We start from the raw sequence: 22,971 nt of genomic DNA, 5'->3' as shown, positions 1-22,971 counted from the left end.
CTCTGTGTCCCAGACGCCCGTCCGCATCACCGCGGTCGATACCCATGACATCCGTTTCCCCACCTCGCGCGAGCTCGACGGCTCCGACGCGATGAACCCGGACCCCGACTACTCGGCCGCCTATGTCGTGCTGCGCACGGACTCCGACGGCGCCGAGGAGGGTCCGCAGGGGCACGGTTTCACCTTCACCATCGGGCGGGGCAACGAGGTGCAGGTCGCCGCGATCCACGCGCTGCGCCACCATGTGGTCGGACGGTCCGTCGACGAGCTGTGCGCCGACCCCGGAGCGCTGTTCCGGGATCTGATCGGCGACAGCCAACTGCGCTGGCTCGGGCCCGAGAAGGGGGTGATGCACATGGCCATCGGCGCGGTGACCAACGCCGTGTGGGACCTGGCCGCCAAGCGGGCGCGCAAGCCGCTGTGGCAGTTCCTCGCCGACGCCGAGCCCGAGTGGCTGCTCGCCCAGATCGATTTCCGCTACCTCACCGACGCCCTCACCCCCGAGGAGGCGCTGACCCTCCTGCGCCGCGGCCGGGACGGGGCCGAGGAGCGCAGCGCCCGGCTCCTGGAGCGCGGCTACCCCGCCTACACCACCTCCGCCGGCTGGCTCGGCTACGACGACGAGAAGCTCACCCGGCTCGCCGCCGAGGCGGTCGCCGACGGCTTCCGGCTGATCAAGCTGAAGGTCGGCGCCGATCTGGAGGACGACATCCGGCGCTGCCGTGTCGCGCGGTCCGTGGTCGGCCCGGACATCCGCGTGGCGATCGACGCCAACCAGCGCTGGGACGTCGACGAGGCCATCCGCTGGACCAAGGCGCTCGCCGAGTTCGACCCGTACTGGATCGAGGAGCCCACCAGCCCCGACGACATCCTCGGGCACGCCGCGATCCGCCGGGCCGTGGCCCCGGTGAAGGTCGCCACGGGAGAGCACGTCCACAACCGGGTCGTCTTCAAACAGCTGCTCCAGGCCGGCGCGGTCGACATCGTCCAGATCGACGCGGCCCGGGTCGCCGGCGTCAACGAGAACCTCGCGATCCTGCTGCTCGCGGCCAAGTACGGGGTGCCGGTGTGCCCGCACGCGGGCGGCGTCGGCCTGTGCGAACTCGTCCAGCACCTCTCGATGTTCGACTACGTGGCCGTCTCCGGCACGACCGACGACCGCGTCATCGAGTACGTCGACCATCTGCACGACCACTTCCTCGACCCGGTGGTGATCCGCGACGGTCACTACACGGCACCCACCGCGCCGGGCTTCTCGGCGGCCATGCGGCCCGAGTCCATCGCCCGGTACACGTTCCCCGGCGGCGCCTTCTGGGCAGCCGACCTCCAGACCCAGCAGAAGGGGCAGGCGGCATGAGCGACTTCGAGGGCCTGAGGGCCCTGGTGACGGGCGGTGCCTCCGGCATCGGCCGGGCCACCGCGCAGCTCCTGGCCGCGCGCGGCGCCCAGGTCGCCGTCCTCGACCTGGACCCGTCGTCCGTGGAGAAGCCGCTGCTCGCCCACCGCGCCGACGTCACCGACGACACCTCCGTCCGCGAGGCCGTCGCCGCCGCGGTCGCCGAGCTCGGCGGACTCGACATCCTGATCAACAACGCCGGCATCGGCGCCCAGGGCACCGTGGAGGACAACGACGACGCCGAATGGCATCGCGTGCTGGACGTCAACGTCGTCGGCATGGTCCGCGCGGCCCGCGCGGCCCTTCCGCACCTGCGCAAGTCGTCGCACGCCGCGATCGTCAACACCTGCTCCATCGCCGCCACCGCGGGCCTGCCGCAACGCGCCCTCTACAGCGCGACCAAGGGCGCCGTGTACTCCCTCACCCTCGCCATGGCCGCCGACCACGTCCGCGAGGGAATCCGCGTCAACTGCGTCAACCCCGGCACCGTGGACACCCCGTGGGTCGGCCGCCTCCTCGACGCCGCCGCCGACCCGGCCGCCGAACGCGCCGCCCTTCAGGCCCGCCAGCCCACCGGGCGCCTGGTCAGCGCGGCCGAGGTCGCGGGCGCCGTCGCCTACTTGGCGAGCCCGCTGTCCGGCGCCACCACCGGCACGGCACTGGCCGTCGACGGCGGCATGCAGGGTCTGCGGCTGCGCCCGGCGGGCCGGTGAGCACCCTCGGCAGGAGCGGCGTCGAGGTCACCCCGCTCGCCCTCGGCGCCGCCCCGATCGGCAACCTGTTCACCGAGGTCACGGACGAGCAGGCGGACGAAACCGTCGCCGCCGCCTGGCAGCGGGGCATCCGCTACTTCGACACCGCCCCGCACTACGGCCTCGGCCTGTCCGAACGCCGCCTCGGCGCCGCCCTGCGTGCGCACCCGCGGGAGGCGTACACGATCTCGACGAAGGTCGGCCGCCGTCTGGAACCGGCCGGCACGCCGGGCGACGACCTCGCGAACGGCTTCGCGGTGCCCGCCTCCCACCGCCGCGTCTGGGACTTCAGCGCCGACGGCATACGACGCACCCTGGACGCCTGCCTGGAGCGGCTCGGCCTCGACCGCGTCGACGTCGTCTACCTCCACGACCCCGACGACCACGCCGAACAGGCCTTCCGCGAGGGCTATCCGGCGCTGGAGAAGCTGCGCTCCGAAGGCGTCGTCCGCGCCATCGGAGCGGGCATGAACCAGGCCGGGATGCTGACCCGCTTCGTCCGTGATACGGACGTCGACGTGGTCCTGTGCGCGGGCCGCTACACGCTGCTCGACCAGAGCGCGCTGACCGGACTGCTGCCCGCCGCCCTCGCGCGCGGCACGTCCGTCGTCATCGGCGGCGCCTTCAACTCCGGCCTGCTGGCGGATCCGAAGCCGCAATCGACGTACAACTACGCCCAGGCGCCACAGGAGTTGCTGGACCGCGCCCTGCGCATGAAGTCCGTCGCCGACCGCCACGGCATCACCCTGCGGGCCGCCGCCCTCGCCTACTGCGCCGCGCACCCGGCCGTCGCGAGCGTCCTCGTGGGCGCGCGGTCGGCGGCCGAAGTCCGGGACTGCGCCGAGCAGTTCGCGGTGGCGGTCCCGGAGGCGTTCTGGGGCGAGCTGAGAGAGACCGGCCTGCTGTCCGACGAGGAGCCGTCATGAGAGTCGCCCTGCACACCAAGGTCCGCCCGGACCGGCTCGCGGAGTACGAGGCCGCGCACCGCGAGGTCCCGAAGGAGCTGACGGACGCCATCCGCGCCGCCGGCGCCACCTCCTGGACGATCTGGCGCAGCGGCACCGACCTCTTCCACGTCCTGGAGTGCGCGGACTACGCCCGGCTCCTCGCCGAGCTGGAGCGGCTGCCGGTCAACGTCGCCTGGCAGGCCCGGATGGCACAGCTCCTCGACGTGGTGCACGACTACTCCGACGAGGGAGCCGACGCGGGCCTGCCCGTGGTGTGGGAGCTGCCGTGACCGTCGACGCCCACCACCACGTCTGGGACCTCTCGGTACGCGACCAGGACTGGATCACCGGAGACGAACTCCGGCCGATCCGGCGGAACTTCACCGTCGCCGACCTGGAACCCGAGGCGCGGGCCGCCGGAGTGGACCGTACCGTCCTCGTCCAGACGGTCACCGTGCCGGAGGAGACCCCTGAGTTCCTCGCGCTCGCCGCCGCGCACGACCTGATCGGCGCGGTCGTCGGGTGGACCGACCTCACCCGCCCGGACATCGCCGACGAGCTGGCCCGGCTGCGTGAACTCCCCGGCGGCGGCCGTCTGAAGGGCATCCGCCACCAGGTCCAGGGCGAACCCGACCCGGAATGGCTGGTGCGTCCCGATGTCCGCCGTGGACTCGCGGCCGTCGCCGCCGCGGGCCTGGTCTACGACCTCGTGGTCCTGCCCCACCAGCTGCCCGCCTGCGCCAAGGCCGCCGCGGACCACCCGGACCTCACCTTCGTCCTGGACCACCTCGGAAAACCGCCCATAGCCTCCGGCCGGCGGGAACCGTGGGCGAGCGCCGTGCGCACCCTCGCCGCGCTGCCCAACACGGTCTGCAAGGTCTCCGGCATGGTCACCGAGGCCGACCCGGGGTCCTGGACGGTCGACGACCTCCGCCCGTACACCGACACCGTCCTCGACGCGTTCGGCCCGGACCGCCTGATGTTCGGCTCGGACTGGCCGGTGTGCACGCTGGCGGCGACCTACGGTGAGGTGCTGTCGGCGGCACAGGAGCTGACAGACGCGAGCGACCGCTCCCGTATCTTCGAGGCCACCGCCACCCGCGTCTACGACCTCTGAGCCGACCTCGTCAGCCGGGTCGGCGGCAGGTACTCCCGCACATACGTCCGCTCCCAGCACGCGCCCGTCTCCCGCAGCTCACGCCAGGTGGTGTAGCGGTAGCGGAAGAGGCGGGCGCGGACGAACCGCGGGGGCTCGCCGGGCGGGAAGGGCGAGCGGCGCAGCAGCTTCAGCGTGGCGCGGTCGCTCTCCAGGAGCCGTTCCACCAGGGCGCCGAACCAGGAGCCGGCATAGGCGGGCGACAGCGCGGCGAACCACATCATCCAGTCGAGCCGCAGATGGTACGGCGCGAACTGGCGCGGCCAGTGCCCGGGCTCGCCCGGCTTGCCCTTGAACTCGTACTCCCGCCAGTCCGAGTCCTCGTGCGGTACCGGGTCGGCCGTGCCCTCGACGACCACCTCGTAGCGGATCCGGCTGACGCTGCCGAACGCCCCGTACGTGTTGACCAGGTGGAGCGGGTCGAAGGAGCGGTTCATCACCTGGCGGCGGGAGATCATGTTGCGGACCGGCTGGTAGCTCAGGCCCACCAGCAGCGCGGCGACGGCGAGGACGACGATCTCGTACCAGAGCGGGGCGTCGGCGACGGACGGCGGTGTGGTGGGGAACTCGATCGCCGACAGGGCCAGCACGATCGTGATCCAGTTCAGCCAGGAGAAGTTGCCCGACAGCACGAGCCACAGCTGGGTGACGATCATCAGGGACGCCGCGGCCGTCGCGATCGGCTGCGGGGTGAACAGCAGCACCGGCACGACGAGCTGGGTGACGTGGTTCGCCGCCACCTCCGCCCGGTGCAGGGGGCGGGGGAGATGGTGGAAGAACCAGCTCAGCGGTCCCGGCATCGGCTGGGTCTCGTGGTGGTGGTACAGACAGGTCAGGTTCCGCCAGCAGGCGTCGCCGCGCATCTTGATCAGGCCCGCGCCGAACTCCACCCGGAACAGGATCCAGCGCAGCAGGAACAGGACCACGATCGGCGGGGCCACTTCCTCGTTGCCGAGGAAGACGGCGAGGAAGCCTACCTCCAGGAGCAGCGACTCCCAGCCGAAGCCGTACCAGGTCTGGCCGACGTTGACGATCGACAGATACAGCACCCACGGCACCAGCCACAGCAGCATGCCGCCCCACAGCGGCAGCAGCGAGTCCAGCCCCGCCACCAGCGCCGCCGACACCGCGCAGCCCGCCCAGGCCGAGGCCGCGAAGAACCGGTCCGAGTAGTGCAGTTGGAACAGGCTAGGGGCCCGCTTGAACGGCACCCGTGCGACGAACCGCGGGATCGGCAGCATGCCGCGCTCGCCCAGCAGCGCCCGGAACTGCAGCGCCGCCGTGAGGAACGCCACCAGATACAGAGCGGCCAGGGCCCGCTGGAAGACCAGCCGGCTCAGCCAGTAGTCGGGTGCGGTGAACCATTCCACGGGCGGGCACCCTTTTTGCGGCTAAACCGCCGCCGCTCTCGCGGACGTGGTTCAGCGCCGTCGTGGTTGCTCAATTGATGGTTTCGGTATGTGTCGTTTACATCATGGGTGCTTTCCGTGGTGTGTACCACATGGGCGTGGGGGCATCATCGGGGGATTCTTCGCTCACGGGTCGAAGAATCGGTGGAATCCTGGCAAGGTAGGCGCATGGTTGATCGGGGAGCGAGCGCCCTGTCACTCCCGGACGACTGGCCCGCCCACCCGGACCCGATCTTGGCGCTCAATCGCATGGGCAGCTTCGACTGGGACCTGGACACCGGCCTCCTGCACATGGACGCCCAGGCCCACGAGGTCTTCGACCTGCGCCCCGACGAATACGACGGCCGCCCCGAGACCCTGACCGTGCGGGTCCCGCGCCCGGAGGCCCACCGGATCGACGCCCTGGTCGCCCAGGCCATGAAGGACGGCAGCGAGAACTACGGCGCCTACTTCCGCATCCGCCGCCGCGACGGCGACCTGCGCTGGACCCACACCCAGGGCTCCATCCGCCGCGACGAGACCGGCCGGCCGCGCCGCATCATCGGCATCGTCCGGGACGCCACCCAGGAACTCTCCGAGATCGAGGCCCGCCGCGACGAGGCAGCGCAGGACGAGGCCCGCCGCCGGCAGACCAACGTCGTCCAGCTCACCACTGCCGCCCTCGCGTACGCCCGTACCGTGCAGGACGTCATCGACGTCCTCAAGGACACCAACGGCCTCACCCACCTCGGCGCCACCAGCCTGGTCATGGGCCTGGTCGAGGCCGGCCGGATCCGGCTGGTCGCCGAGGGCCCGGCGGGCAGTTTCGTGCCCGGCACCCTCATCACCCGCATCGACGAGCGCTACCCCATGAGCGAGGTCGTGCGCACGCTCGCCCCGCGGTTCATCGAGTCGCCGGAGGAGTTCGCCGAGGGCTACCCGATCCTGTGGCCGCACATCACCGACCTGAACATCACGTCGGCCGCCTATCTGCCGCTGATCGCGCAGGCGAAACCCATCGGCGCCGTGGGCCTGCTCTACAGCGACCGCCGCGGCTTCACCCCCGACGAGCGCAACGTCCTGGTCGCCCTCGGCTCCAGCATCGCGCAGAGCCTGCAGCGGGCCATGTTCTACGAGCAGGAGAAGGACCTCGCCGCCGGCCTCCAGCAGGCCATGCTGCCGCGCACCATCCCCAGCGTGCCCGGCGCCGACGTCGCCGTCCGCTACCGCTCCGCCGCCCTGGGCCGGGACATCGGCGGCGACTGGTACGACCTGATCCCGCTGCCGGGCGGCCGGGTCGGCGCCGTCATCGGCGACGTCCAGGGCCACGACACGCACGCCGCCGCCGTCATGGGACAGCTGCGCATCGTCCTGCGCGCCTACGCCGCCGAGGGCCACACCCCCGCCACCGTGATGGCCCGCGCCTCCGTGTTCCTGCACGAACTCGACACCGACCGCTTCGCGACCTGCCTGTACGCGGAGGCCGACCTGTCCACCGGAGTCGTCCAGGTGGTCCGCGCCGGCCATATCGACCCGCTGGTCCGGCAGACCGACGGGACCTGCCGCCGCATCGCCGTGGAGGGCGGACTGCCGCTCGGTCTGTCCGCCGAGTTCGGGGGCCTCGAATACCCCGTCAGCACCATCGAGCTCGATCCCGGCGACACCCTGCTGCTGTGCACCGACGGCCTGGTGGAACAGCCCGGCGCCGACCTCGACGACGGCATGCAGACCCTCGCGGCCATGATCAAGACCGGCCCGGACGACGTACGCGACCTCGCCGAACGGCTCATCGACGTGGCCGAGGAACGCGGCGGGGACGACGACGTGGCCCTGCTCCTGCTGCGCCGCCGCAGCCTGGACAGCCCCAAGCCCGCGGGCCGGCTCCAGCAGCACGTGGCACCCGGCGACCCCGAGGCCCTCATCCAGGCGCGGCACATGATCCGCGCCGCCGTCCAGGCCTGGGGCGTCGGCGAGCGGGCCGACGAGATCGAGCTCGTCGCCGACGAACTGATCACCAACGCCCTGATGCACACCGAAGGCTCCGCCGTGGTCACGCTGCGGCACCTGGCCGGCTCCGACCGGCGGCTGCGTGTCGAGGTGGAGGACTCCTCCAGCGCCCTGCCCCGCCGCCGTGACGCGGGCGAGTCGGGTGTCTCCGGGCGCGGACTGCTCCTCGTCGACCTGCTCACGGACGTGTGGGGCGTGGAGGCGCGGGGCGGCGGCAAGTGCGTGTGGTGCGAGTTCGTGGTGCGGGAACGGAGCTGAGCGTGTCGGTCCCGGATGGCACTCTGGACGTATGCCGGAACTGCCCGAGGTGGAAGCGCTCAAGGACTTCCTGACCGAGAACCTGGTCGGCCACGAGATCGTCCGGGTGCTGCCCGTCGCGATCAGCGTGCTGAAGACGTACGACCCTCCGCTCACGGCGGTCGAGGGCCGCGAGGTCACCGCCGTGCACCGGCACGGCAAGTTCCTCGACCTTCAGACCGACGGCGGCCCGCACTTCGTCACCCACCTCGCCCGGGCCGGCTGGTTGCACTGGAAGGACAGGCTCCCCGACGGCCCGCCCAGGCCCGGCAAGGGCCCGCTTGCGCTGCGCGTCGCCCTGGAGACCGGCGAGGGCTTCGACCTGACGGAGGCCGGCACCCAGAAGCGGCTCGCGGTGTATGTCGTACCCGACCCGCAGGAGGTACCCGGCATCGCCCGCCTCGGCCCGGACCCTCTCGCCGACGACTTCGACGAACCGCGCTTCGCGGCCCTGCTGGGCGACGAGCGGCGGCAGCTCAAGGGCGCCCTGCGCGACCAGAGCCTGATCGCCGGCGTGGGCAACGCCTACAGCGACGAGATCCTGCACGCCGCGAAGATGTCCCCCTTCAAACTGGCCGCCTCTCTCACCCCGGAGGAGACCACCCGCCTGTACGAGGCCCTGCGCAGCACGCTCACCGAGGCCGTCGAGCGCTCCCGGGGACTCGCCGCCGGCCGCCTCAAAGCGGAGAAGAAGAGCGGCCTGCGCGTGCACGGCAGGACGGGCCGGCCCTGCCCGGTGTGCGGCGACACGATCCGCGAGGTCTCCTTCAGCGACTCCTCGCTGCAGTACTGCCCGACCTGTCAGACCGGGGGCAAGCCCCTGGCCGACCGGAGGATGTCCCGGTTGCTGAAGTGAGGTGCGCGGGGTCACCGCGTCGGTGAGGTGCGGCGGGTCGGGCTACTTCGCCTCCAGTGTCACCAGATGCTCGCCGTCCGTGGTGCGGACCTCGTACCGGTCGATCTGGCTGGTCTGCATCGACGAACTGCCGTGCATGGTGTTGGGGCGGGCGTCATGGCGGGGCGTCATCCAGTTGGTGACCGTCTCCTCCGAACCGTCGAGGCCCAGGACGACCAGACGGCAGGGGCGAGGCCCGGCCCCGTCCTTCACCTTCAGCTCGATATGGCTGCCCGAGGCGCCGTTCTCGGCCGTGACCTGAGCCCATACGCCCGACCGCTCGTCGGTCGCGGTGAGGCGTACGGCACTGTCGCCGCCGCCCGCGCTCATCGCGACCGCCGGCGCGGCGACAGCGATCGCCACGGAGGCGGCGACGGCGTACAGCACCCGCCGGCGCCCGACCCGCCGCCGTGCCGTCACCTCGCCGAGCAGCCGGTCAAGGAGCCGGGTGCCGGGCTGGGTCAGGGGGTTCACAAAGCGCGGTGTGGCCCGCCGGTACAACATCAGCTGCCGGGTCACCGGCCCGAACTCGGTCACGTGTGCCGTACAGCTGGGGCACTCCATGAGGTGGTCCTCGAAGCGGAAGGCATCCGCCTCGTCCAGCACGCCGAGCGCGTACGCGGCGACGTCGCGATGCCTCTCCAGGGACCTCATGCCGAATCCTCGTGCCGTTGGGTGCGGGTGGGGTTACTCCTTGCTCCCACCGGTACGCACCAAGCCGCTGAATCACTCAAGCCCCTGCCGAATCGCGACCAAAGGATTCGGAGCGGCTCGGGCCGAGGATTGGTCGGATCGGCGCCGAATCTCAAAAAAGATGGATGGCGAGATGCCCCAGCGGCAGCCCCAGCTGCCAGGCCGGGGTCCACACCTTCGGTCCCTCGTCCTCGCCGGCCGCCGCAGCGCCCCCGGGCACCGCGTTCAGGTCGGGCGCGAGCAGCTCGGTCTCCTCCAGCCAGCGCCAGGCCGCCTCCGCCAGCTCCAGGTCGGGCGCGGGGCCCCCCGACTCGATCGCCTCGGCGGCGAGCATCGCCAGCCGCTCGCGCACCCAGTCCTGCCACGGCTGGTCGTACGCCGTCAGCGAAAGCCAGGTCTCCAGCTGGGAGACGACCCGGATGCCGGACAGCTCGCCCTCGGTGTCGGACAGGAAGATGGTCAGCGCCAGCGCATCCCGTCCGGCGCGGAACTCGAAGGACGTCGGCGGCATCAGATCGCCGGTCCGCAGCAGCTCGTCGGCGATGTACTCGGCGTACAACCACGCCATGGGGACGGTCAGTTCACCGCCGCCGGTGCCGTCCGTGCTCTCTTGACCTCTGTGCAGCATCCCTTCCTGCCTTCCTCCGGTGCGTGCGCGTCGCCCGAACCCGGGCCCTTGGGCCCCGGCCCTATCCGGAACACGGATGAAGACAGCTGATTGCTCAACGGGGGTCTTCAGCAAGGCGTTTTACGGAGGCTTGACTCATCCATTGGTTTCACCGCAGGTCGGCCGCGTATCCCGGAAGCACCCTGCGCAGGGCGCGCAGCGCGTAGTACGCGCGGGACTTCACCGTACCGGGCGGAATTCCGAGCGTCGCCGCGGCCTCCGCCACACTCGCCCCGTGGAAATACACGAGCACCAGGACGTCACGGTGCTCCGGAGTGAGTGTCTTCACAGCCTCGCGGACATCGAGCGCCGCCGCGGCCCGCTCGGCATGGTCGGCCATCACGCGGGCGTTCTCCAGAACGGCGTCCCCGACCTCGGCGGGCCGCGCCTGCCGGGCCCGCCGTGCGTCTATGGCGAGCCGCCGTCCCACGGTCAGCAGCCACGGCCGTACGGAGTCGAAGTCATCGGCACGCAGCGCCTCGGGATGCTGCCAGGCGCGTACGAGCGTCTCCTGTACGAGGTCCTCGGCGCGCTGCCGGTCGCCGTCGCAGAGCCGGAGCAGCAGCGCGAAGAGAGGCCGGCCGTGCTCCCGCTGCACTGCGGCGAGCTCGTGCTCGGCGGTCGTCGTCCCGTTCGAGAGGGTTGTTCCGGCCGTCATGGCCGTATGGCATCGCAGGGTGTGCCTTTCGGACAGGGAGCGCACACGGATCTGCGGCGGACGGTCGATCGAGTCGACGAACGGTACGACGAACGGTCCTTGCGCCACTCCCGTGCGCGCCGGACGGCCTAACGAAACCAGTCGGATTGTTTGCGGAAGCGTGCAGACTCGTACTTATTTATCTGGAAATATGGTCGCAACGGGGTGAGCGATGATTGCACGCAGACAGCAGGTGGCCCTGGCCCTCACGGCCGTTCTCGCCGCAGGCGCCGCCTGCCAGGCCGAGGCCCGCGACGACGCCGCCCTGTCGGGGCGTCAGGCCCCCTCCGCCGCTGACGGATTCACACTCGTCGCCTCCGGCGACATCCTGCCGCACCACTCGATCACCGAGCGGGCGCGCTTCGACGCGGGCGGCACCGGCTACGACTTCCGGCCGATGTTCTCCGGGGTCGAACCCGCGGTCTCCCGCGCCGAACTGGCGCTGTGTCACATGGAGACGGTGTACGGAGAGAGCGGCGGGTACACCGGCCACCCCGCCTTCAAGTCCCCGCCCGAGTTGGCCACGGGCCTCGCCGCGACGGGCTACGACGGCTGCTCCACCGCCTCCAACCACAGTCTGGACGAGGGCGCGGACGGTGTCCGCCGCACGCTGGACACCCTCGATCGGGCGGGCGTACGGCACGCCGGATCGGCGCGCAACGAGACCGAGGCGCGCACCCCCACCGTCCTGCCCGCGGGGAAGGCGAAGGTCGCCCACCTCGCCTACACGTACGACACGAACGGTTTCTCACTGCCGCCGGGACAGCCCTGGGCCGTCAGCCTGATCGACGAGCAAGAGATCATCGCGGACGCGCGCGCGGCCCGGCGGGCCGGTGCCGACGTGGTCGTGGTGTCCCTGCACTGGGGCACGGAATGGCAGGACGCTCCCGACCGGCGGCAACAGTCCCTGGCCCAGGTCCTCACCGCCGCCCGCACCGGGGGCCGCCCGGACATCGACCTGATTCTCGGCACCCACGCCCATGTCCCGCAGGCGTACGAGAAGGTCAACGGCACCTGGGTGGTCTACGGGATGGGCGACCAGATCGCGGGCCCCATGCTCAACCACCAGGGCGTGCAGGACCCGCGGGGCAACGAGTCCACCCTCGGCCGCTTCACCTTCGCCCCGCCCACGAGGCCCGGCGGCCGGTGGGAGGTGACGAAGGCCGAGTTCGTCCCGCAACTGTTCGACATCGACGCCGGCCGGGTGGTGAATCTCAACGAGTCGCTGGCGAAGGGCGCCGAGGTACAGGGCGTACGCGACCGCATCCGAGACGTGGTGCTCAGCCGGGGCGCGGCGAACGACGGGCTGGTGATGGCACGGTAAGCGGCGCAGCGCCCCAAGGGGCGTGCGGCTGTAAGCGCTGGGGCGGGTGCCGCTGTTCGGTCACGCCTGGGAGGCGGTCCAAGACGCAGGTCCGCAGTCGTTGCCGAGACCCTGGGCGATACGGCCACCGGTGGTACACCTGCCGCCCTCCGGGCGGCCCGTCATGCGCCGCCCGGGTGGAATCATGCCGCCGCTGCGGTGTCGGCGTGGTGCGTCGGGGCCCGGAGGGGCGACTGATGAGTCATGCAGAAGGATCAGTCGCTCACCCGGCGCCGGGCGTTGGCCATCGGCGCCGCCGTCGCCGGGGCAGCCGGCACCGCCGGACTGCTCTCCGTGCACGCGGGGGACCAGCCGGTCCGGCCCGCCGCCGGCGTCGCGGGCCCGCAGACGCGCCGCGCCCTCAAGCCCTCCGCCTACCGCCTGCAGCCCCTCACCGGCCACGGTCCGCCGCGGGCCGCGGCGCGGCGCCTCCTCGTGCGGCGCGAGCCCTTTCTGCGTGTCTCCGGCCGCGGCCGGACCATGGTGCTGACCTTCGACGACGGCCCGGACCCCCGCTACACCCCGGACATCCTGGACACGCTGCAGGCGTACGACGTCCGCGCGATGTTCTTCGTCTGCGGCGAGATGGCCGCCGAGAACCAGGACCTGGTGGAGCGGATGGCCGACGAGGGTCATGTCATCGGCAACCACACCTGGTCCCACCCGCTGCTCACCCGCCTCACCCGGCGGCAGATCCGCTCCGAGATGAAACGCACCTGTGAGGTCGTCGAGGACGTGTCAGGCGAGTGGCCCCGCTGGTTCCGCGCCCCCTACGGCGCCTGGAACCGAGCGGCCTTCCAACTCGGCGCCGAACTGGGCATGGAGCCGCTGGCGTGGACGGTCGACACCCTCGACTGGACCGAGCCCGGCGCCCGCACCATCGTCGACCGGGTCGAGGACGGCGCCGCCCCCGGCGTCGTGGTGCTCTCGCACGACGCCGGGGGCGACCGCAGCCAGAGCGTCCGGGCCCTGCGCGACTATCTGCCTCAGCTGCTGGACGACGGCTATCACATCACCGTCCCGCGCCGGCGGCACGTCTGAAGGGCCGCGCCCGCCCGGCCGGGAACGCTCAGTGCACCTCGACCAGGCGGGCGAAGACGACGACGTTCCCGTCGTAGCCGTTCTGCTTGGAAAAGCCGCCCCCGCAGGTGATGACCCGCAATTCGGGGCTGCCCTTGGAGGCGTACACGCGGTCCCCGGGGAAGTTGTTCTTCTCGAAGACCTCGATGCCGTAGATCTCGAATACGGCCGTCTTCGCGTCCTTACGTGCGACCTCGACCCGAAATCCCTTCTTGAGGGCCCCGAGTCCGTAGAACACGGCGGGGCCCTGAGTGTTGTCGACATGGCCGACGATCACCGCGGTGCCCTTCTCGCCGGGGGAGACGGCGCCGGTGAACCAGCCGGCGAGATCAGGGTCCTCCGGCGGCGGCGCGTCCACCCAGCCGGCCGCGTCCAGGCCGACCGGCATCATGGGCGCGTCGACCTGGATCGCCGGGATCCTGACCCGGTCCGGCACGGCGTACGGCAGCGCGTCCGGGGCCCGCAGGAAGGCGCCCTGCGATGGCCGGGCCTCCGCGGCCGCCGCCGAGGCGGGCTGCGGGGGCCCCTCGTCGAACTCCCCCGAACCATTCCGAATGAGAGCGAGGCCGGTCAGCAGAACAAGCGCTATCACGCCCCAAGGAGCGCGTTTCTTCCGCTGCTCCTCCTCTTCGGCCACCTCGTACCCAGACATTCGACTTCCCCTCTCGACGCGGCCGTCGCCACGTCAATGGCGCATAGGAGAACGCTAAGTCCCACCGGCACCGCCAGCGACGGGGCAGCAGCGAACGGGTGGCCCGAACGCCGATTCGGTGAGCCATCCGAGTCGCCGCGAACAGGAATTTTCTGACGGTGCGTGACCTGCGGCAATATCCGATTGTGTGGTTTTCCTTGGGCGTGTCTTCTCACCAGGACGGACCATTCCCGAAATGCGGGCCCGAGCAGGGCATCTGAGGGTCTTTCTTGGAGGCCGCTTTCTCGCCGATCGACCGGGGACGGGTCCCGGGGCGTCTTCCGCGGAGGATCACATGCGTACTACTCGTTCCCTGGCGGTCTCGGCCGCCGCGGTCGCCGTCCTCGGGCTCGCCGCTCCCGCGGCCGTCGCCTGGGACGGCATGAACGACGCCGACAGCAGCGGGGGCTACGGTGACGGGTTCGGTGGCGACGGCGGCGACCGCGATGGCTTCGGCGGAAACGGCGGCTTCGGTGGCGACGGCGGTCGCTTCGGTGGCGACGGGGGTGATTTCGGTGGTGACGGGCGTGGTTTCGGTGGTGGTGGCGGTGATGGGTTCGGTGGCGATGGCCGTGGCGGCGATGGCGGCCGTGGTGGCGATGGCGGCCGTGGTGGCTTCGGCGGAAACGGCGGCAGCCACGGCGGGCGCTTCGGCGGCGACGGCCGGTTCTTCCCGAGCAATATCGTCGTGATGCCCAGGGTCATCCCCCGGGGCGGTCAGCTGACGGTCACGGTCGACGGCTGCCCCAACGGCGGCCACATGACCTCCCGTGCCTTCCCGCGGGCCAGGCTGTCGCCGATCAGAGGCCCCCGCGACACAGCGAGAGGCACCGCGATCGTCCACAACAACGCCAGGCCCGGCCCGTACGACATCACCGTCAACTGCTCCGGCTCCACCCTGACCCGGCCGGACGCCTTCACCGTCCTCGGTGGTGTCCGTGGCGGTATCGGCGGCAGCAGCACCACCGGGGCGACCCCGACCGACATGGTCATCGGCGGGGGTCTCGTGGCCGCGGCCGTCGTCGGCGGCGGGGTGTTCTGGATGCGGCGCCGGTCCGAGAAGCGGATCTGACGTCGCCTGTCGGTTCATTTCCAGGAGCGGATTCGCCCCGGACCCTTCGAAGGGTCCGGGGCGAAGGTCTGTGCGGGGCGGGGGAGGGGCCCGGTCAGGCGCCGTCCTCGTCCGTGCGGCGCCGCGAGAAGTGGTACGCCGCGCCGATCGAGCCGGTGATGAGCGCGAGGCCCAGCCCGATCTCCTTGAGGTCGAAACCGCCGAAGCTGCCGCCCTCACCGGCGTGCACGCCCCGCGGCGGGACCCGGTGGTCCGGCCGGCCCGAGGCGATGGTGAGGTCCACCTCCTGCCAGAAGGTGCCGCAGCTGAACTTCACCGCGTACACGGCGCCCTCCCGCGCGTCCCGGTCGACCACCGCCGTGGCCGAGTACTGGCCGCTGCGGATCGTCACCGTGTCGAAGACGCCCGAGGAGACGTACACGTCCCGGTCGCAGCCGGTGACGCGCAGGGACACCTGCCCGCCGGCCGCGATCGTCGTCGGCAGCACACTGGCCCGGAAGCCGATGTGCTCGTCACCGCGGGCGTGGGCGGCGGGGGAGGCCAGGGCCAGGGCGGTGACGCCCAGCAGTGCGGCCGAGGCGACGCGTATCGCGCGCATGGTGGAACCTCCGGTCCCCGAGGAGCAGCCGCGGACTTTTTCCGCTTGCGCCAGAAATGCACCTCGATGATCGAAACGCTAGAAAGGTGCACGCGGTGGCGCGATCGCAGTAGCGCGAACGGGTCAACCGCTGGGCCGCGCGGGGGACGGTGCTACCGCGAACGGGGGACAGCCGCGGTGTGGCGGCCGTCCCCCGAGGAATGTCCTGGCGCGGGGCCCGTCAGCCGCCGATGTGCGGGAAGAGCTCCAGGAACGGATCGGCCGAGGCCGTGACCCCCCGGCTGTAGGGGGCGTCGAAGTCCCAGATGAGGAAGAGCAGGAAGGCGATCAGCGCCGAGAACAGTCCGGCGAGGATCAGCTCGCGTGCCGTACGCCGGATCTGCAGGGCGAAGATCATCCCGATCGTGACCACAGCCCCGGAGCCCAGCCCGAACCACACCACTCCCGGCATCGTCTCCCCGGTCGAGCTGGCGCGGGCACTGCGTGCCTGGTCCGCCGCGGTGACCTGGTCGACGAGGGGCTGGTAGGCCTGCGCCTCGAAGTCGGTCTTCGGCTCGTAGTCGGTGACGTCCGCACGGATGCGGTCGAGGAGCTCGGTACCGCGCTCGGTGACCTTGCCGTCGTCGGACATCGCCTTCCACTCGGTGTCCACGACGTGTCCGACATAGGTGTTGACATCGTCGCGAATACGGTCACGAACGTCGGCGGGATAGACCCGGACCCGCTCCGAGATCTCGTGCAGGGCGACCGCCTCGGCCTGCACGTGGTCCTGCGCGGCGCTGCGCCCCTCCCAGACACCGGCGATGGCCAGGCCGAGGACGATGGCGTACACCACACCGATCCACATCGTCATGTACTCGATGACGTCGGGAGTCTCGCTGGGATCCTCGTCGTCCGCCGCCGTCCGATGGCGAACGAGGGTGATGATGACCACCACGACGCAGACAGCCAGCATCGCGAGGATGAGAACAAGCCATTCCGGCAAGAGGTGCCTCCAGAAATCAGCGCGGACGCAGCGCGGCGACTGCGGCCACCGCGGGCACGGTGATGAGCAGGACGAAGGTGAGCGGCGACGGAGCACTGTGCGTCGCCCGTTTGCGCGGTGCGGGGTGGTACGCCGGATAGCTCACCGAGGTCACGGACGGACGCGGGGTCGGCTCGGCCGACCGGGTCGGTGTCGGTGTCTGTACCGGCGCCTGTGTCGGTGTGGGGCTGGGCGTGGGCGCCGGCCGCGGGACCGCGGGCTGCGGAGCCGGTGGGGGCGGTGTGGGCCGTGGCTTCGCCGGCGGCTTCGGTGGGGGCGTCGGGTCCGGGGTGGGGGTGGGCTGCGGAGGCGTCGGTGTCGGTGTTGGAGTCGGTGTCGGTGTCCGGGGCGGGGTCGGCGTGGGAGTCGGTGTGGGCGTCGGGCAGGCGGGGTGGGTAGGCCAGGTGGCGGGAGTGGGCCAGGTGGCGCTCCCGACGACCGCCACCGCCTCCGTGCCGCCGGGGCCGGTCGAGGCGTACGCGCAGACATCGGCCGCCGCCGTGCCCGCCGGGACGCCGACACACATCCATGCCAGCGTGACCAGGGACAACACCCGTATGGCGACGGTGCTTCGGGTCGGTTCGGGTCCATGCACGACGAAGATCATGGGTCTTGGCGCACCGGCGTGCGCCCGAGCGACGTGGGAATGCCCCGAAGGAGGGACTTGGGGGCGTTGTTGGTTTGATCCGCAACACGTTCGCGTGTCCGGGGATACGCACGCGCTTACGAGCGGCGACGCGGCAGGGGCGCAGGTCGCGGGCCGGGGTGGCACAGGTTTCGGAAAGAAATCCGCGATGCGGTTGAACACAACGGCGGGCACCGCTCGTACCTAGGACCGTGCGCGGCGCAGCAGGGCGCTGCAACATCCTTGCGATGATCGGGGAGTTGACGATGAAGACCTCCTGGCGGAGCGCCTCACTCGTGGCGAGCGCTGCGGCTGTGCTGGCGCTGACGACGGCGTGCGGTCAGGAAAGCAGCCCGGCCTCAAGTCAGAACGTGGGCGCCACGGCCCCGGCCGGTGGCTACGGAACGGCAGGGGTCGATACCGGAGCCGGCGCCCAGAATGAGCAGAGCGGCGCCGACCAGGCCTCCACCGCGGGCCAGTTGGCCGTCTCCGCCAACGCGGAAGTCGGCAACATGGTGACCGACGGTGCGGGCATGACCCTGTACCGCTTCGACCAGGACACCGCCGAGCCGCCGAAGTCGAACTGCGACGGCGACTGCGCCACGACCTGGCCGCCGGTGCCGGCGGACGACGCCACGGCCGGCGCCGGCATCGACACGGCGCTGCTCGGCGAGGTCACCCGCGCCGACGGCACCAAGCAGCTCACCGTCGGCGGCTGGCCGGCCTACCGCTACGCGCAGGACACCACTCCCGGCGACGTCAAGGGCCAGGGAGTGGGCGGCAAGTGGTATGCGCTGGCGCCGGACGGCAAGAAGGCCCAGGAGGGCGGGCAGGCCGAGCAGGGCGGGGAGGCTGAGCAGGCCGATCTGCCCGGGCTGTCCACCCGTAACGACCCCGAACTGGGGGAGATCGTGGTCGACAAGAACGGCCACACGGTCTACCGCTTCATGAAGGACTCGCCGTGGCCGATGAAGACGGAGTGCACCGGCGACTGCGTGGAGAAGTGGCCGGTCGTCGACCCGGTCGCCGCCGAGGACACCGAGGGCATCGATCTGAAGGGGTCCGGTCCCCGGGGGCAGGGTTACGTGGTCTTCGACCGGCCCGACGGACTGAAGCAGCAGACCATCGACTGTGTGCCGATCTACACCTTCTCCGGTGACGAGAAGCCCGGGGACACCAATGGCCAGGGTGTGGGCGGCACTTGGTACGCGGTCGCACCCGACGGAAAGCCCGTGGGCGCCCCGGCCGGGACGAACTGAGCCAAGTCTTCCGGCGTCCGCCACGAACCCCGGTCCGCCCCCTCCGCACCGCACGGAGGGGGTGGACCGGTTTTGCCGTAATTCACCGCATGTCTTCGCACTCTTCGTGACTCTTCACCATGGGTCAGAACTCCTGAGAACTCTCCGAAACGCCTCGGACACTTTTAGTGGAGGCGATGCAGGGAATCAATTCGGCACGTGCCGCTGGCAGTGACCGGGAACGGATGGTCAATTTCCGTTTCGGCTCGCTCCTTTGGCGGGCGATCAGTAGCCTCAGCTCGAACACCGGATCGCCTACGCCTTGGAGAGATTGATGGAGCGTCCCGCCTGGGCCCCACGGAACATCGACATCTCGGTGCCGAGCGTGTCCCGGATCTACGACTTCTACCTGGGCGGTTCGCACAACTTCGAGGTCGACCGCGAGGCAGCCCGCAAGGCCATGGAGTTCTTGCCGGGGCTCCCCAAGATCATGCAGGCGAACCGGGCGTTCATGCGCCGCGCGGTGCGTTTCGCCGTCGCCGAGGGCATCACCCAGTTCCTGGACATCGGCTCCGGCATCCCGACCTTCGGCAACGTCCACGAGGTGGCCCAGGAGGCAAGCCCCGGCGCGCATGTCGTCTATGTCGACCACGACCCGGTGGCCGTGGCGCACAGCCAGGCGGTACTCAAGGGGAAAACCGGCACCGACGTGGTCGCGGCCGACTTCCGCAAGCCCCAGGAGATCCTCGCCGCCTCTCAGGTGCGGCGACTGATCGACCTGAACCGCCCGGTGGCGCTGCTCCTCGTTGCCATACTGCACTTCGTGGAAGACACGGACGACCCGTACGAAGCGGTGGCCGAGCTGCGCGACGCGCTCGCGCCCGGCAGCCTGCTGATCCTCACACATGCCTCGTACGAGGGAATCCCGCTTCCGCCAGAGCAGACCGAGGGCACGGTGGGCGTATACAAGGACATTCGCAACCCGCTGATCATGCGCTCGCGCGACGAGATCGCGCGGTTCTTCGAGGGGTACGACATGGTGGAACCCGGACTGGTGGCGATGCCGCACTGGCGGCCGGACACCGCGCCGGAGGACGAGGATCCTTATGCCTTCTCCGGTTTCGCCGGCGTGGGGCGCACGGCGTGAGCGCGGAGCCGGACGGGCCGGAGGACAGACTGCGCCGGTTCGCGACGATCTGGAGCCGGGCGGTGTTCCCGGTGACCTCGACCTCGCTGACCCGGCCCGAGCTGGAGGAACAACTGCTGCCGCTCGCCCGGCGGTTGAGTGAGGCGCTGCGGGCCAGGACCTTCGAGGCGGACGAGGCGCGGGCCGTGGGCGCCGCGCTGATCGCCGTGCACTGCACCGACCCGGAGGCGCTCAGCCGCACCCTGGACTGCGTGGACGCCTACCTGGTGCTGTACTGCGGCGGGGACGGCGCGCAGGACCAACTGCGCACGCGTGCCTCACGGTTGCAGCACGCCATGGCCGCCGGGTTCGCCACGGCGCTGCGTGAGCGGACCCTCGCCGAGCAGGAGGCGATCTCCTCGGCCGCGCTGAAGGCGCAGGGTGTGGTGGCTCAGGCCCTGCACGCGACGGAGGCCCGCTTCCGCGCGGTCTTCGAGGGCGCCGCCATAGGGATCGGGATCGCCGACCTGGAGGGCAACATACTGCAGGTCAACCGGGCGATGGTGCGCATGTTCGGCGGCGCCGAGCAGACGGTGCGCACCCGCAACGTCCTGGAGTGGACCCACCCCGAGGACGCGCCCCAGGTCTGGCGGCTGTACGAGGAACTCGTGCGCGGCGAGCGCGAGCACTACCACGTCGAGAAGGCGTTCTACCGTCCCGACGGAACGGTCCTGTGGACCAATCTGACGGTCTCGCTGCTCCGTGACGCGGACGGCAACCCGCAGTACCAGCTCGCCCTCATGGAAGACACCACCGAGCGGCGGCTGCTCAACCTCCGGCTGCGCTACGAGGCGACGCACGACGCGCTCACCGGACTGCCCAACCGCACGCTGTTCTTCGAGCGGTTGGAGAAGGCCCTCACCGCGAGCGACGGCCAGCGCTTCGGGCTGTGCTATCTCGACCTCGACGGCTTCAAGACCATCAACGACAGCCTCGGCCACGCGGCCGGCGACCGGCTGCTCGTCGAGGTCGCCGACCGGCTGCAGTCCTGCGCGACCGCGCCCGGCGAGATGGTCGCCCGGCTCGGCGGCGACGAGTTCGTGGCGCTGACCACCGGCCCCGACACCGAGCGCGAGGTGGACGAGCTGGCCATGCGCATCATGAACGCGCTGGTCGCCCCGGTCAGCGTCGAGGGCCGGGAGCTGACCGTGCGCGGCAGCATCGGCATCGTCGAGGGGCCGGCCGGGGAGCGCAGCGCGGCCGAGGTGCTGCGCAGCGCCGACATCACCATGTACCGCGCCAAGTCGGCGGGCGGCAACCGCTTCGAGATGGCCGACGCCGAGGCCGACGCGCGTGCCATCACCCGGCACGGGCTGACCACCTCGCTGCCGACGGCCCTGGACCGCGGCGAGTTCTTCATCGAGTACCAGCCGCTGGTCCACCTCGGCGACGGCAGCGTCCGCGGCGCCGAGGCCCTGGTGCGGTGGCTGCATCCGCAGCACGGCGTGCTCGGCCCGGACCGGTTCATTCCGCTCGCCGAGCACACAGGACTGATCGTTCCGCTGGGCCGCTGGGTGCTGGAGCAGTCGGTGCGCCAGGCCCGTGAGTGGCGCGAGCGGTACGGCGTGACCGGGGCCGGTGGCCCGCTGCGCATCAACGTCAATCTCTCGCCCTGCCAGCTCACGCATCCCGGACTGGTCCAGGACACCGTCGACATCCTGGAGCGCGCGGGCGTCGAACCCGACGCGCTGTGCCTGGAGGTGACCGAGTCGGCGCTGATCGGCGCCGACGACGATCTGCTCAAGCCGCTGCGCCGGCTGGCCGAGATGGGCGTCGACATCGCCCTGGACGACTTCGGCACCGGCTACTCCAACCTCGCCAACCTGCGCCGGCTGCCGGTGAGCATCCTCAAGCTGGATCGGTCCTTCACCCAGAGCATGCAGCGGTTCCCGGCGGACTCCGTCGACCTCAAGATCGTCGAGGGGATCGTTTCTCTCGCCCACGGCCTGAACCTCTCGGTGACGGTGGAGGGCGTGGAGACGGGCGCCCAGGCCGAGCAGCTCCGGATACTGGGCTGCGACACGGCCCAGGGCTGGTACTACGCCCGCCCGGGCCCACCGGAGCGGCTGCACGAGCTGACCCTGGTGGACGCGACGGGGTGAGGCTCCAGGGCCGTACGGCCTCGGTGGGGCAGGGCCGGTGTCGTGCGGCCTCGGCGGGCTGGGGCTCCGGACGTACGGCCTCGGCCATCGTCGTGGCGACTCGGGCCGGCACCGCCGCCGTGGCCGTCGACCGGGACTGCCGCGGCCAGGCGATGACGACGCCCGCGGACCGACAACGGCCGATCGCCCGCGCCCCGCGCAGCGTCAACGCTCCAGCAGCATCCGCTGCAACTCCCTTGCCGCGCGCGGCGGAGCCACATCGCTGCGGTGCGCCAGGGCGATGGTCCGGTGCAGGCCGGGACGGGCCAGCGGGGTGACCCGCAGGCCGCGCCCGGACCGGGCGGCCACCATGCGCGGTACGACGGCCAGCCCCAGCCCGGCCCGTACGAAGCCCAGGACCGCGTCCATCTCCCCGCCCTCCACCGCGAAGTCCGGCTCGAACCCCTCGGCACGGCATGCGGCCACGGTCAGTTCGCGCAGGTCGTAGCCGTGCCGGAACATCACAAGACGTTCGCCCTCCAGGTCGGCGATGCGCACCGCCCGCCGGCCGTGGCCGGGCTTGGGCGCGTCCGGCGAGGAGACCACGACCAGGTCCTCGCGCAGCAGCTCCACCGAGGTGAGCGCCGGGGAGGGCGTCGGCAGCGGCAGGACGATCAGCGCGAGGTCGAGGGCGCCGCGCGCGAGTTCCCGTACGAGATCGTGCGAGCCGCCCTCCTCGATCATCAGCCGGATGCCGGGATACCGGTCGTGGAAGGCGCGCAGCACGTCCGGCAGCAGACCGGTGCACACGCTCGGGGTCGCTCCCAGCCGGACCCGGCCGCTGCGCAGCTGCACCAGCTCCAGCACCTCGTGCCGTGCGGTGTCCGCGTCGGCCAGGATGCGCCGGGCCAGCGGAAGCAGGGCCTCTCCGGCGTCCGTAAGCGTGATGTTGCCGCGCGCCCGCAGGAACAGGTCCGCGCCCAACTCCCGCTCCAGCGCCTTGATCTGCTGCGACAGCGAGGGCTGCGCGACATGCACCAGGTCGGCGGCCCGGGTGAAGTGCCGGGTCTCGGCGACCGCCACGAAGTACTGGAGCTGCTGGAACTGCATGGAGACAT

General features: G+C 71.2%; 22 protein-coding genes. 13 read left to right on the top strand and 9 right to left on the bottom strand.

The annotated features are described in order from the left end of the window. Positions 1 to 4 precede the first annotated feature (4 nt). From GFH49_RS03700 to GFH49_RS03680, 5 genes are read left to right on the top strand one after another with little or no spacing between them, the layout of a single operon-like run. A complete protein-coding gene (locus tag GFH49_RS03700) occupies positions 5 to 1,357 on the top strand; it encodes an L-fuconate dehydratase (protein ID WP_155054283.1) in 1,353 nt (450 codons plus the stop codon). After that, on the top strand, positions 1,354 to 2,109 hold the full coding sequence (locus GFH49_RS03695) for an SDR family NAD(P)-dependent oxidoreductase (protein WP_155054282.1): 756 nt from the start codon (positions 1,354 to 1,356) through the stop codon (positions 2,107 to 2,109). Before GFH49_RS03700 ends, GFH49_RS03695 begins: the two co-directional genes overlap by 4 nt. After that, positions 2,106 to 3,074, top strand: coding sequence for an aldo/keto reductase (locus tag GFH49_RS03690; RefSeq protein ID WP_155054281.1), 969 nt, complete (start codon positions 2,106 to 2,108; stop codon positions 3,072 to 3,074). The genes GFH49_RS03695 and GFH49_RS03690 overlap by 4 nt, the downstream gene beginning before the upstream one ends. Next, positions 3,071 to 3,385, top strand: coding sequence for an L-rhamnose mutarotase (locus GFH49_RS03685; RefSeq protein ID WP_155054280.1), 315 nt, complete (start codon positions 3,071 to 3,073; stop codon positions 3,383 to 3,385). The genes GFH49_RS03690 and GFH49_RS03685 overlap by 4 nt, the downstream gene beginning before the upstream one ends. Then, positions 3,382 to 4,212: an amidohydrolase family protein gene (locus GFH49_RS03680; protein ID WP_155054279.1), complete on the top strand. Its 831-nt coding sequence runs from the start codon at positions 3,382 to 3,384 to the stop codon at positions 4,210 to 4,212. Before GFH49_RS03685 ends, GFH49_RS03680 begins: the two co-directional genes overlap by 4 nt. Here the strand turns inward: GFH49_RS03680 and GFH49_RS03675 are convergent. Then, positions 4,200 to 5,621, bottom strand: coding sequence for a lipase maturation factor family protein (locus GFH49_RS03675; RefSeq protein ID WP_155054278.1), 1,422 nt, complete (start codon positions 5,619 to 5,621; stop codon positions 4,200 to 4,202). The genes GFH49_RS03680 and GFH49_RS03675 overlap by 13 nt on opposite strands. A gap of 207 nt (positions 5,622 to 5,828) precedes the next feature. Here GFH49_RS03675 and GFH49_RS03670 point away from each other — a divergent pair, with 207 nt between their 5' ends. Then, positions 5,829 to 7,904, top strand: a complete 2,076-nt coding sequence (locus tag GFH49_RS03670; protein ID WP_155054277.1) for a SpoIIE family protein phosphatase — start codon at positions 5,829 to 5,831, stop codon at positions 7,902 to 7,904. Positions 7,905 to 7,935: 31 nt separating this feature from the next. Beyond that, positions 7,936 to 8,799, top strand: a complete 864-nt coding sequence (locus GFH49_RS03665) for an Fpg/Nei family DNA glycosylase (RefSeq protein WP_155054276.1) — start codon at positions 7,936 to 7,938, stop codon at positions 8,797 to 8,799. 42 nt (positions 8,800 to 8,841) lie between these two features. On the opposite strand, the gene GFH49_RS03660 is transcribed toward GFH49_RS03665, so the two are convergent. The 3 genes from GFH49_RS03660 to GFH49_RS03650 form a co-directional block, all read right to left on the bottom strand. Then, the gene (locus tag GFH49_RS03660) at positions 8,842 to 9,492 is read right to left on the bottom strand and encodes a zf-HC2 domain-containing protein (protein WP_155054275.1); all 651 of its coding nucleotides are present in this window, start codon (positions 9,490 to 9,492) and stop codon (positions 8,842 to 8,844) included. Between the two features lie 151 nt (positions 9,493 to 9,643). Then, positions 9,644 to 10,159, bottom strand: a complete 516-nt coding sequence (locus GFH49_RS03655) for a hypothetical protein (protein WP_155054274.1) — start codon at positions 10,157 to 10,159, stop codon at positions 9,644 to 9,646. A gap of 148 nt (positions 10,160 to 10,307) precedes the next feature. Beyond that, the gene (locus GFH49_RS03650) at positions 10,308 to 10,856 is read right to left on the bottom strand and encodes a sigma-70 family RNA polymerase sigma factor (RefSeq protein WP_155054273.1); all 549 of its coding nucleotides are present in this window, start codon (positions 10,854 to 10,856) and stop codon (positions 10,308 to 10,310) included. Positions 10,857 to 11,067: 211 nt separating this feature from the next. Here GFH49_RS03650 and GFH49_RS03645 point away from each other — a divergent pair, with 211 nt between their 5' ends. Beyond that, on the top strand, positions 11,068 to 12,219 hold the full coding sequence (locus GFH49_RS03645; protein ID WP_155054272.1) for a CapA family protein: 1,152 nt from the start codon (positions 11,068 to 11,070) through the stop codon (positions 12,217 to 12,219). 243 nt (positions 12,220 to 12,462) lie between these two features. Next, positions 12,463 to 13,299: a polysaccharide deacetylase family protein gene (locus GFH49_RS03640; protein WP_155054271.1), complete on the top strand. Its 837-nt coding sequence runs from the start codon at positions 12,463 to 12,465 to the stop codon at positions 13,297 to 13,299. A 28-nt stretch (positions 13,300 to 13,327) separates the two neighbouring features. Here the strand turns inward: GFH49_RS03640 and GFH49_RS03635 are convergent, their stop codons facing one another. Further along, positions 13,328 to 13,990: a class F sortase gene (locus tag GFH49_RS03635; protein WP_155054270.1), complete on the bottom strand. Its 663-nt coding sequence runs from the start codon at positions 13,988 to 13,990 to the stop codon at positions 13,328 to 13,330. A gap of 334 nt (positions 13,991 to 14,324) precedes the next feature. Between GFH49_RS03635 and GFH49_RS41370 the strand changes: the two genes are divergently transcribed. Next, positions 14,325 to 15,101, top strand: coding sequence for a hypothetical protein (locus tag GFH49_RS41370; protein WP_155054316.1), 777 nt, complete (start codon positions 14,325 to 14,327; stop codon positions 15,099 to 15,101). Positions 15,102 to 15,195: 94 nt separating this feature from the next. Here GFH49_RS41370 and GFH49_RS03625 read toward each other — a convergent pair whose 3' ends face one another. The 3 genes from GFH49_RS03625 to GFH49_RS39825 all read right to left on the bottom strand — a co-directional run bounded on the left by GFH49_RS03625 (position 15,196) and on the right by GFH49_RS39825 (position 16,838). After that, positions 15,196 to 15,699 carry a hypothetical protein gene (locus tag GFH49_RS03625; RefSeq protein WP_155054269.1) on the bottom strand — a complete coding sequence of 168 codons (504 nt, stop codon included), beginning with the start codon at positions 15,697 to 15,699 and terminating at the stop codon, positions 15,196 to 15,198. A 220-nt stretch (positions 15,700 to 15,919) separates the two neighbouring features. Further along, a complete protein-coding gene (locus GFH49_RS03620) occupies positions 15,920 to 16,684 on the bottom strand; it encodes a bestrophin-like domain (RefSeq protein ID WP_155054268.1) in 765 nt (254 codons plus the stop codon). 16 nt (positions 16,685 to 16,700) lie between these two features. Further along, complete coding sequence (locus GFH49_RS39825; protein WP_230396139.1) at positions 16,701 to 16,838, bottom strand: hypothetical protein; 138 nt, start codon at positions 16,836 to 16,838, stop codon at positions 16,701 to 16,703. 776 nt (positions 16,839 to 17,614) lie between these two features. On the opposite strand from GFH49_RS39825, the gene GFH49_RS03610 reads away from it, so the two are divergent. The 3 genes from GFH49_RS03610 (at position 17,615) to GFH49_RS03600 (ending at position 21,874) form a co-directional block, all read left to right on the top strand. Beyond that, positions 17,615 to 18,607, top strand: a complete 993-nt coding sequence (locus tag GFH49_RS03610) for an SCO0930 family lipoprotein (RefSeq protein ID WP_155054315.1) — start codon at positions 17,615 to 17,617, stop codon at positions 18,605 to 18,607. A 313-nt stretch (positions 18,608 to 18,920) separates the two neighbouring features. Continuing rightward, positions 18,921 to 19,733 (top strand): SAM-dependent methyltransferase, encoded by an 813-nt coding sequence (locus tag GFH49_RS03605; RefSeq protein ID WP_155054266.1) that lies wholly within the window; start codon positions 18,921 to 18,923, stop codon positions 19,731 to 19,733. Further along, positions 19,730 to 21,874: a putative bifunctional diguanylate cyclase/phosphodiesterase gene (locus GFH49_RS03600; protein ID WP_155054265.1), complete on the top strand. Its 2,145-nt coding sequence runs from the start codon at positions 19,730 to 19,732 to the stop codon at positions 21,872 to 21,874. Before GFH49_RS03605 ends, GFH49_RS03600 begins: the two co-directional genes overlap by 4 nt. A 204-nt stretch (positions 21,875 to 22,078) precedes the next feature. On the opposite strand, the gene GFH49_RS03595 is transcribed toward GFH49_RS03600, so the two are convergent. Next, positions 22,079 to 22,963, bottom strand: a complete 885-nt coding sequence (locus GFH49_RS03595; protein WP_155054264.1) for a LysR family transcriptional regulator — start codon at positions 22,961 to 22,963, stop codon at positions 22,079 to 22,081. Between the last annotated feature and the right edge of the window lie 8 nt (positions 22,964 to 22,971).

This window comes from Streptomyces blattellae (genome assembly GCF_009709555.1).
GTDB classification, from domain to species: domain Bacteria; phylum Actinomycetota; class Actinomycetes; order Streptomycetales; family Streptomycetaceae; genus Streptomyces; species Streptomyces blattellae.
The sequence above is the reverse complement of the archived record's forward strand: the minus strand, read 5'-3'. Positions and strand labels throughout refer to the sequence as shown.

Coding starts and splice junctions, on each gene's coding strand:
- GFH49_RS03695 (WP_155054282.1), top strand. CDS start 1,354: ATGAGCGACTTCGAGGGCCTGAGGGCCCTGGTGACGGGCGGTGCCTCC.
- GFH49_RS03685 (WP_155054280.1), top strand. CDS start 3,071: ATGAGAGTCGCCCTGCACACCAAGGTCCGCCCGGACCGGCTCGCGGAG.
- GFH49_RS03670 (WP_155054277.1), top strand. CDS start 5,829: ATGGTTGATCGGGGAGCGAGCGCCCTGTCACTCCCGGACGACTGGCCC.
- GFH49_RS03665 (WP_155054276.1), top strand. CDS start 7,936: ATGCCGGAACTGCCCGAGGTGGAAGCGCTCAAGGACTTCCTGACCGAG.
- GFH49_RS03660 (WP_155054275.1), bottom strand. CDS start 9,492: ATGAGGTCCCTGGAGAGGCATCGCGACGTCGCCGCGTACGCGCTCGGC.
- GFH49_RS03655 (WP_155054274.1), bottom strand. CDS start 10,159: ATGCTGCACAGAGGTCAAGAGAGCACGGACGGCACCGGCGGCGGTGAA.
- GFH49_RS03650 (WP_155054273.1), bottom strand. CDS start 10,856: ATGACGGCCGGAACAACCCTCTCGAACGGGACGACGACCGCCGAGCAC.
- GFH49_RS03645 (WP_155054272.1), top strand. CDS start 11,068: ATGATTGCACGCAGACAGCAGGTGGCCCTGGCCCTCACGGCCGTTCTC.
- GFH49_RS03640 (WP_155054271.1), top strand. CDS start 12,463: ATGCAGAAGGATCAGTCGCTCACCCGGCGCCGGGCGTTGGCCATCGGC.
- GFH49_RS03635 (WP_155054270.1), bottom strand. CDS start 13,990: ATGTCTGGGTACGAGGTGGCCGAAGAGGAGGAGCAGCGGAAGAAACGC.
- GFH49_RS41370 (WP_155054316.1), top strand. CDS start 14,325: ATGCGTACTACTCGTTCCCTGGCGGTCTCGGCCGCCGCGGTCGCCGTC.
- GFH49_RS03625 (WP_155054269.1), bottom strand. CDS start 15,699: ATGCGCGCGATACGCGTCGCCTCGGCCGCACTGCTGGGCGTCACCGCC.
- GFH49_RS03610 (WP_155054315.1), top strand. CDS start 17,615: ATGAAGACCTCCTGGCGGAGCGCCTCACTCGTGGCGAGCGCTGCGGCT.
- GFH49_RS03605 (WP_155054266.1), top strand. CDS start 18,921: ATGGAGCGTCCCGCCTGGGCCCCACGGAACATCGACATCTCGGTGCCG.
- GFH49_RS03595 (WP_155054264.1), bottom strand. CDS start 22,963: ATGCAGTTCCAGCAGCTCCAGTACTTCGTGGCGGTCGCCGAGACCCGG.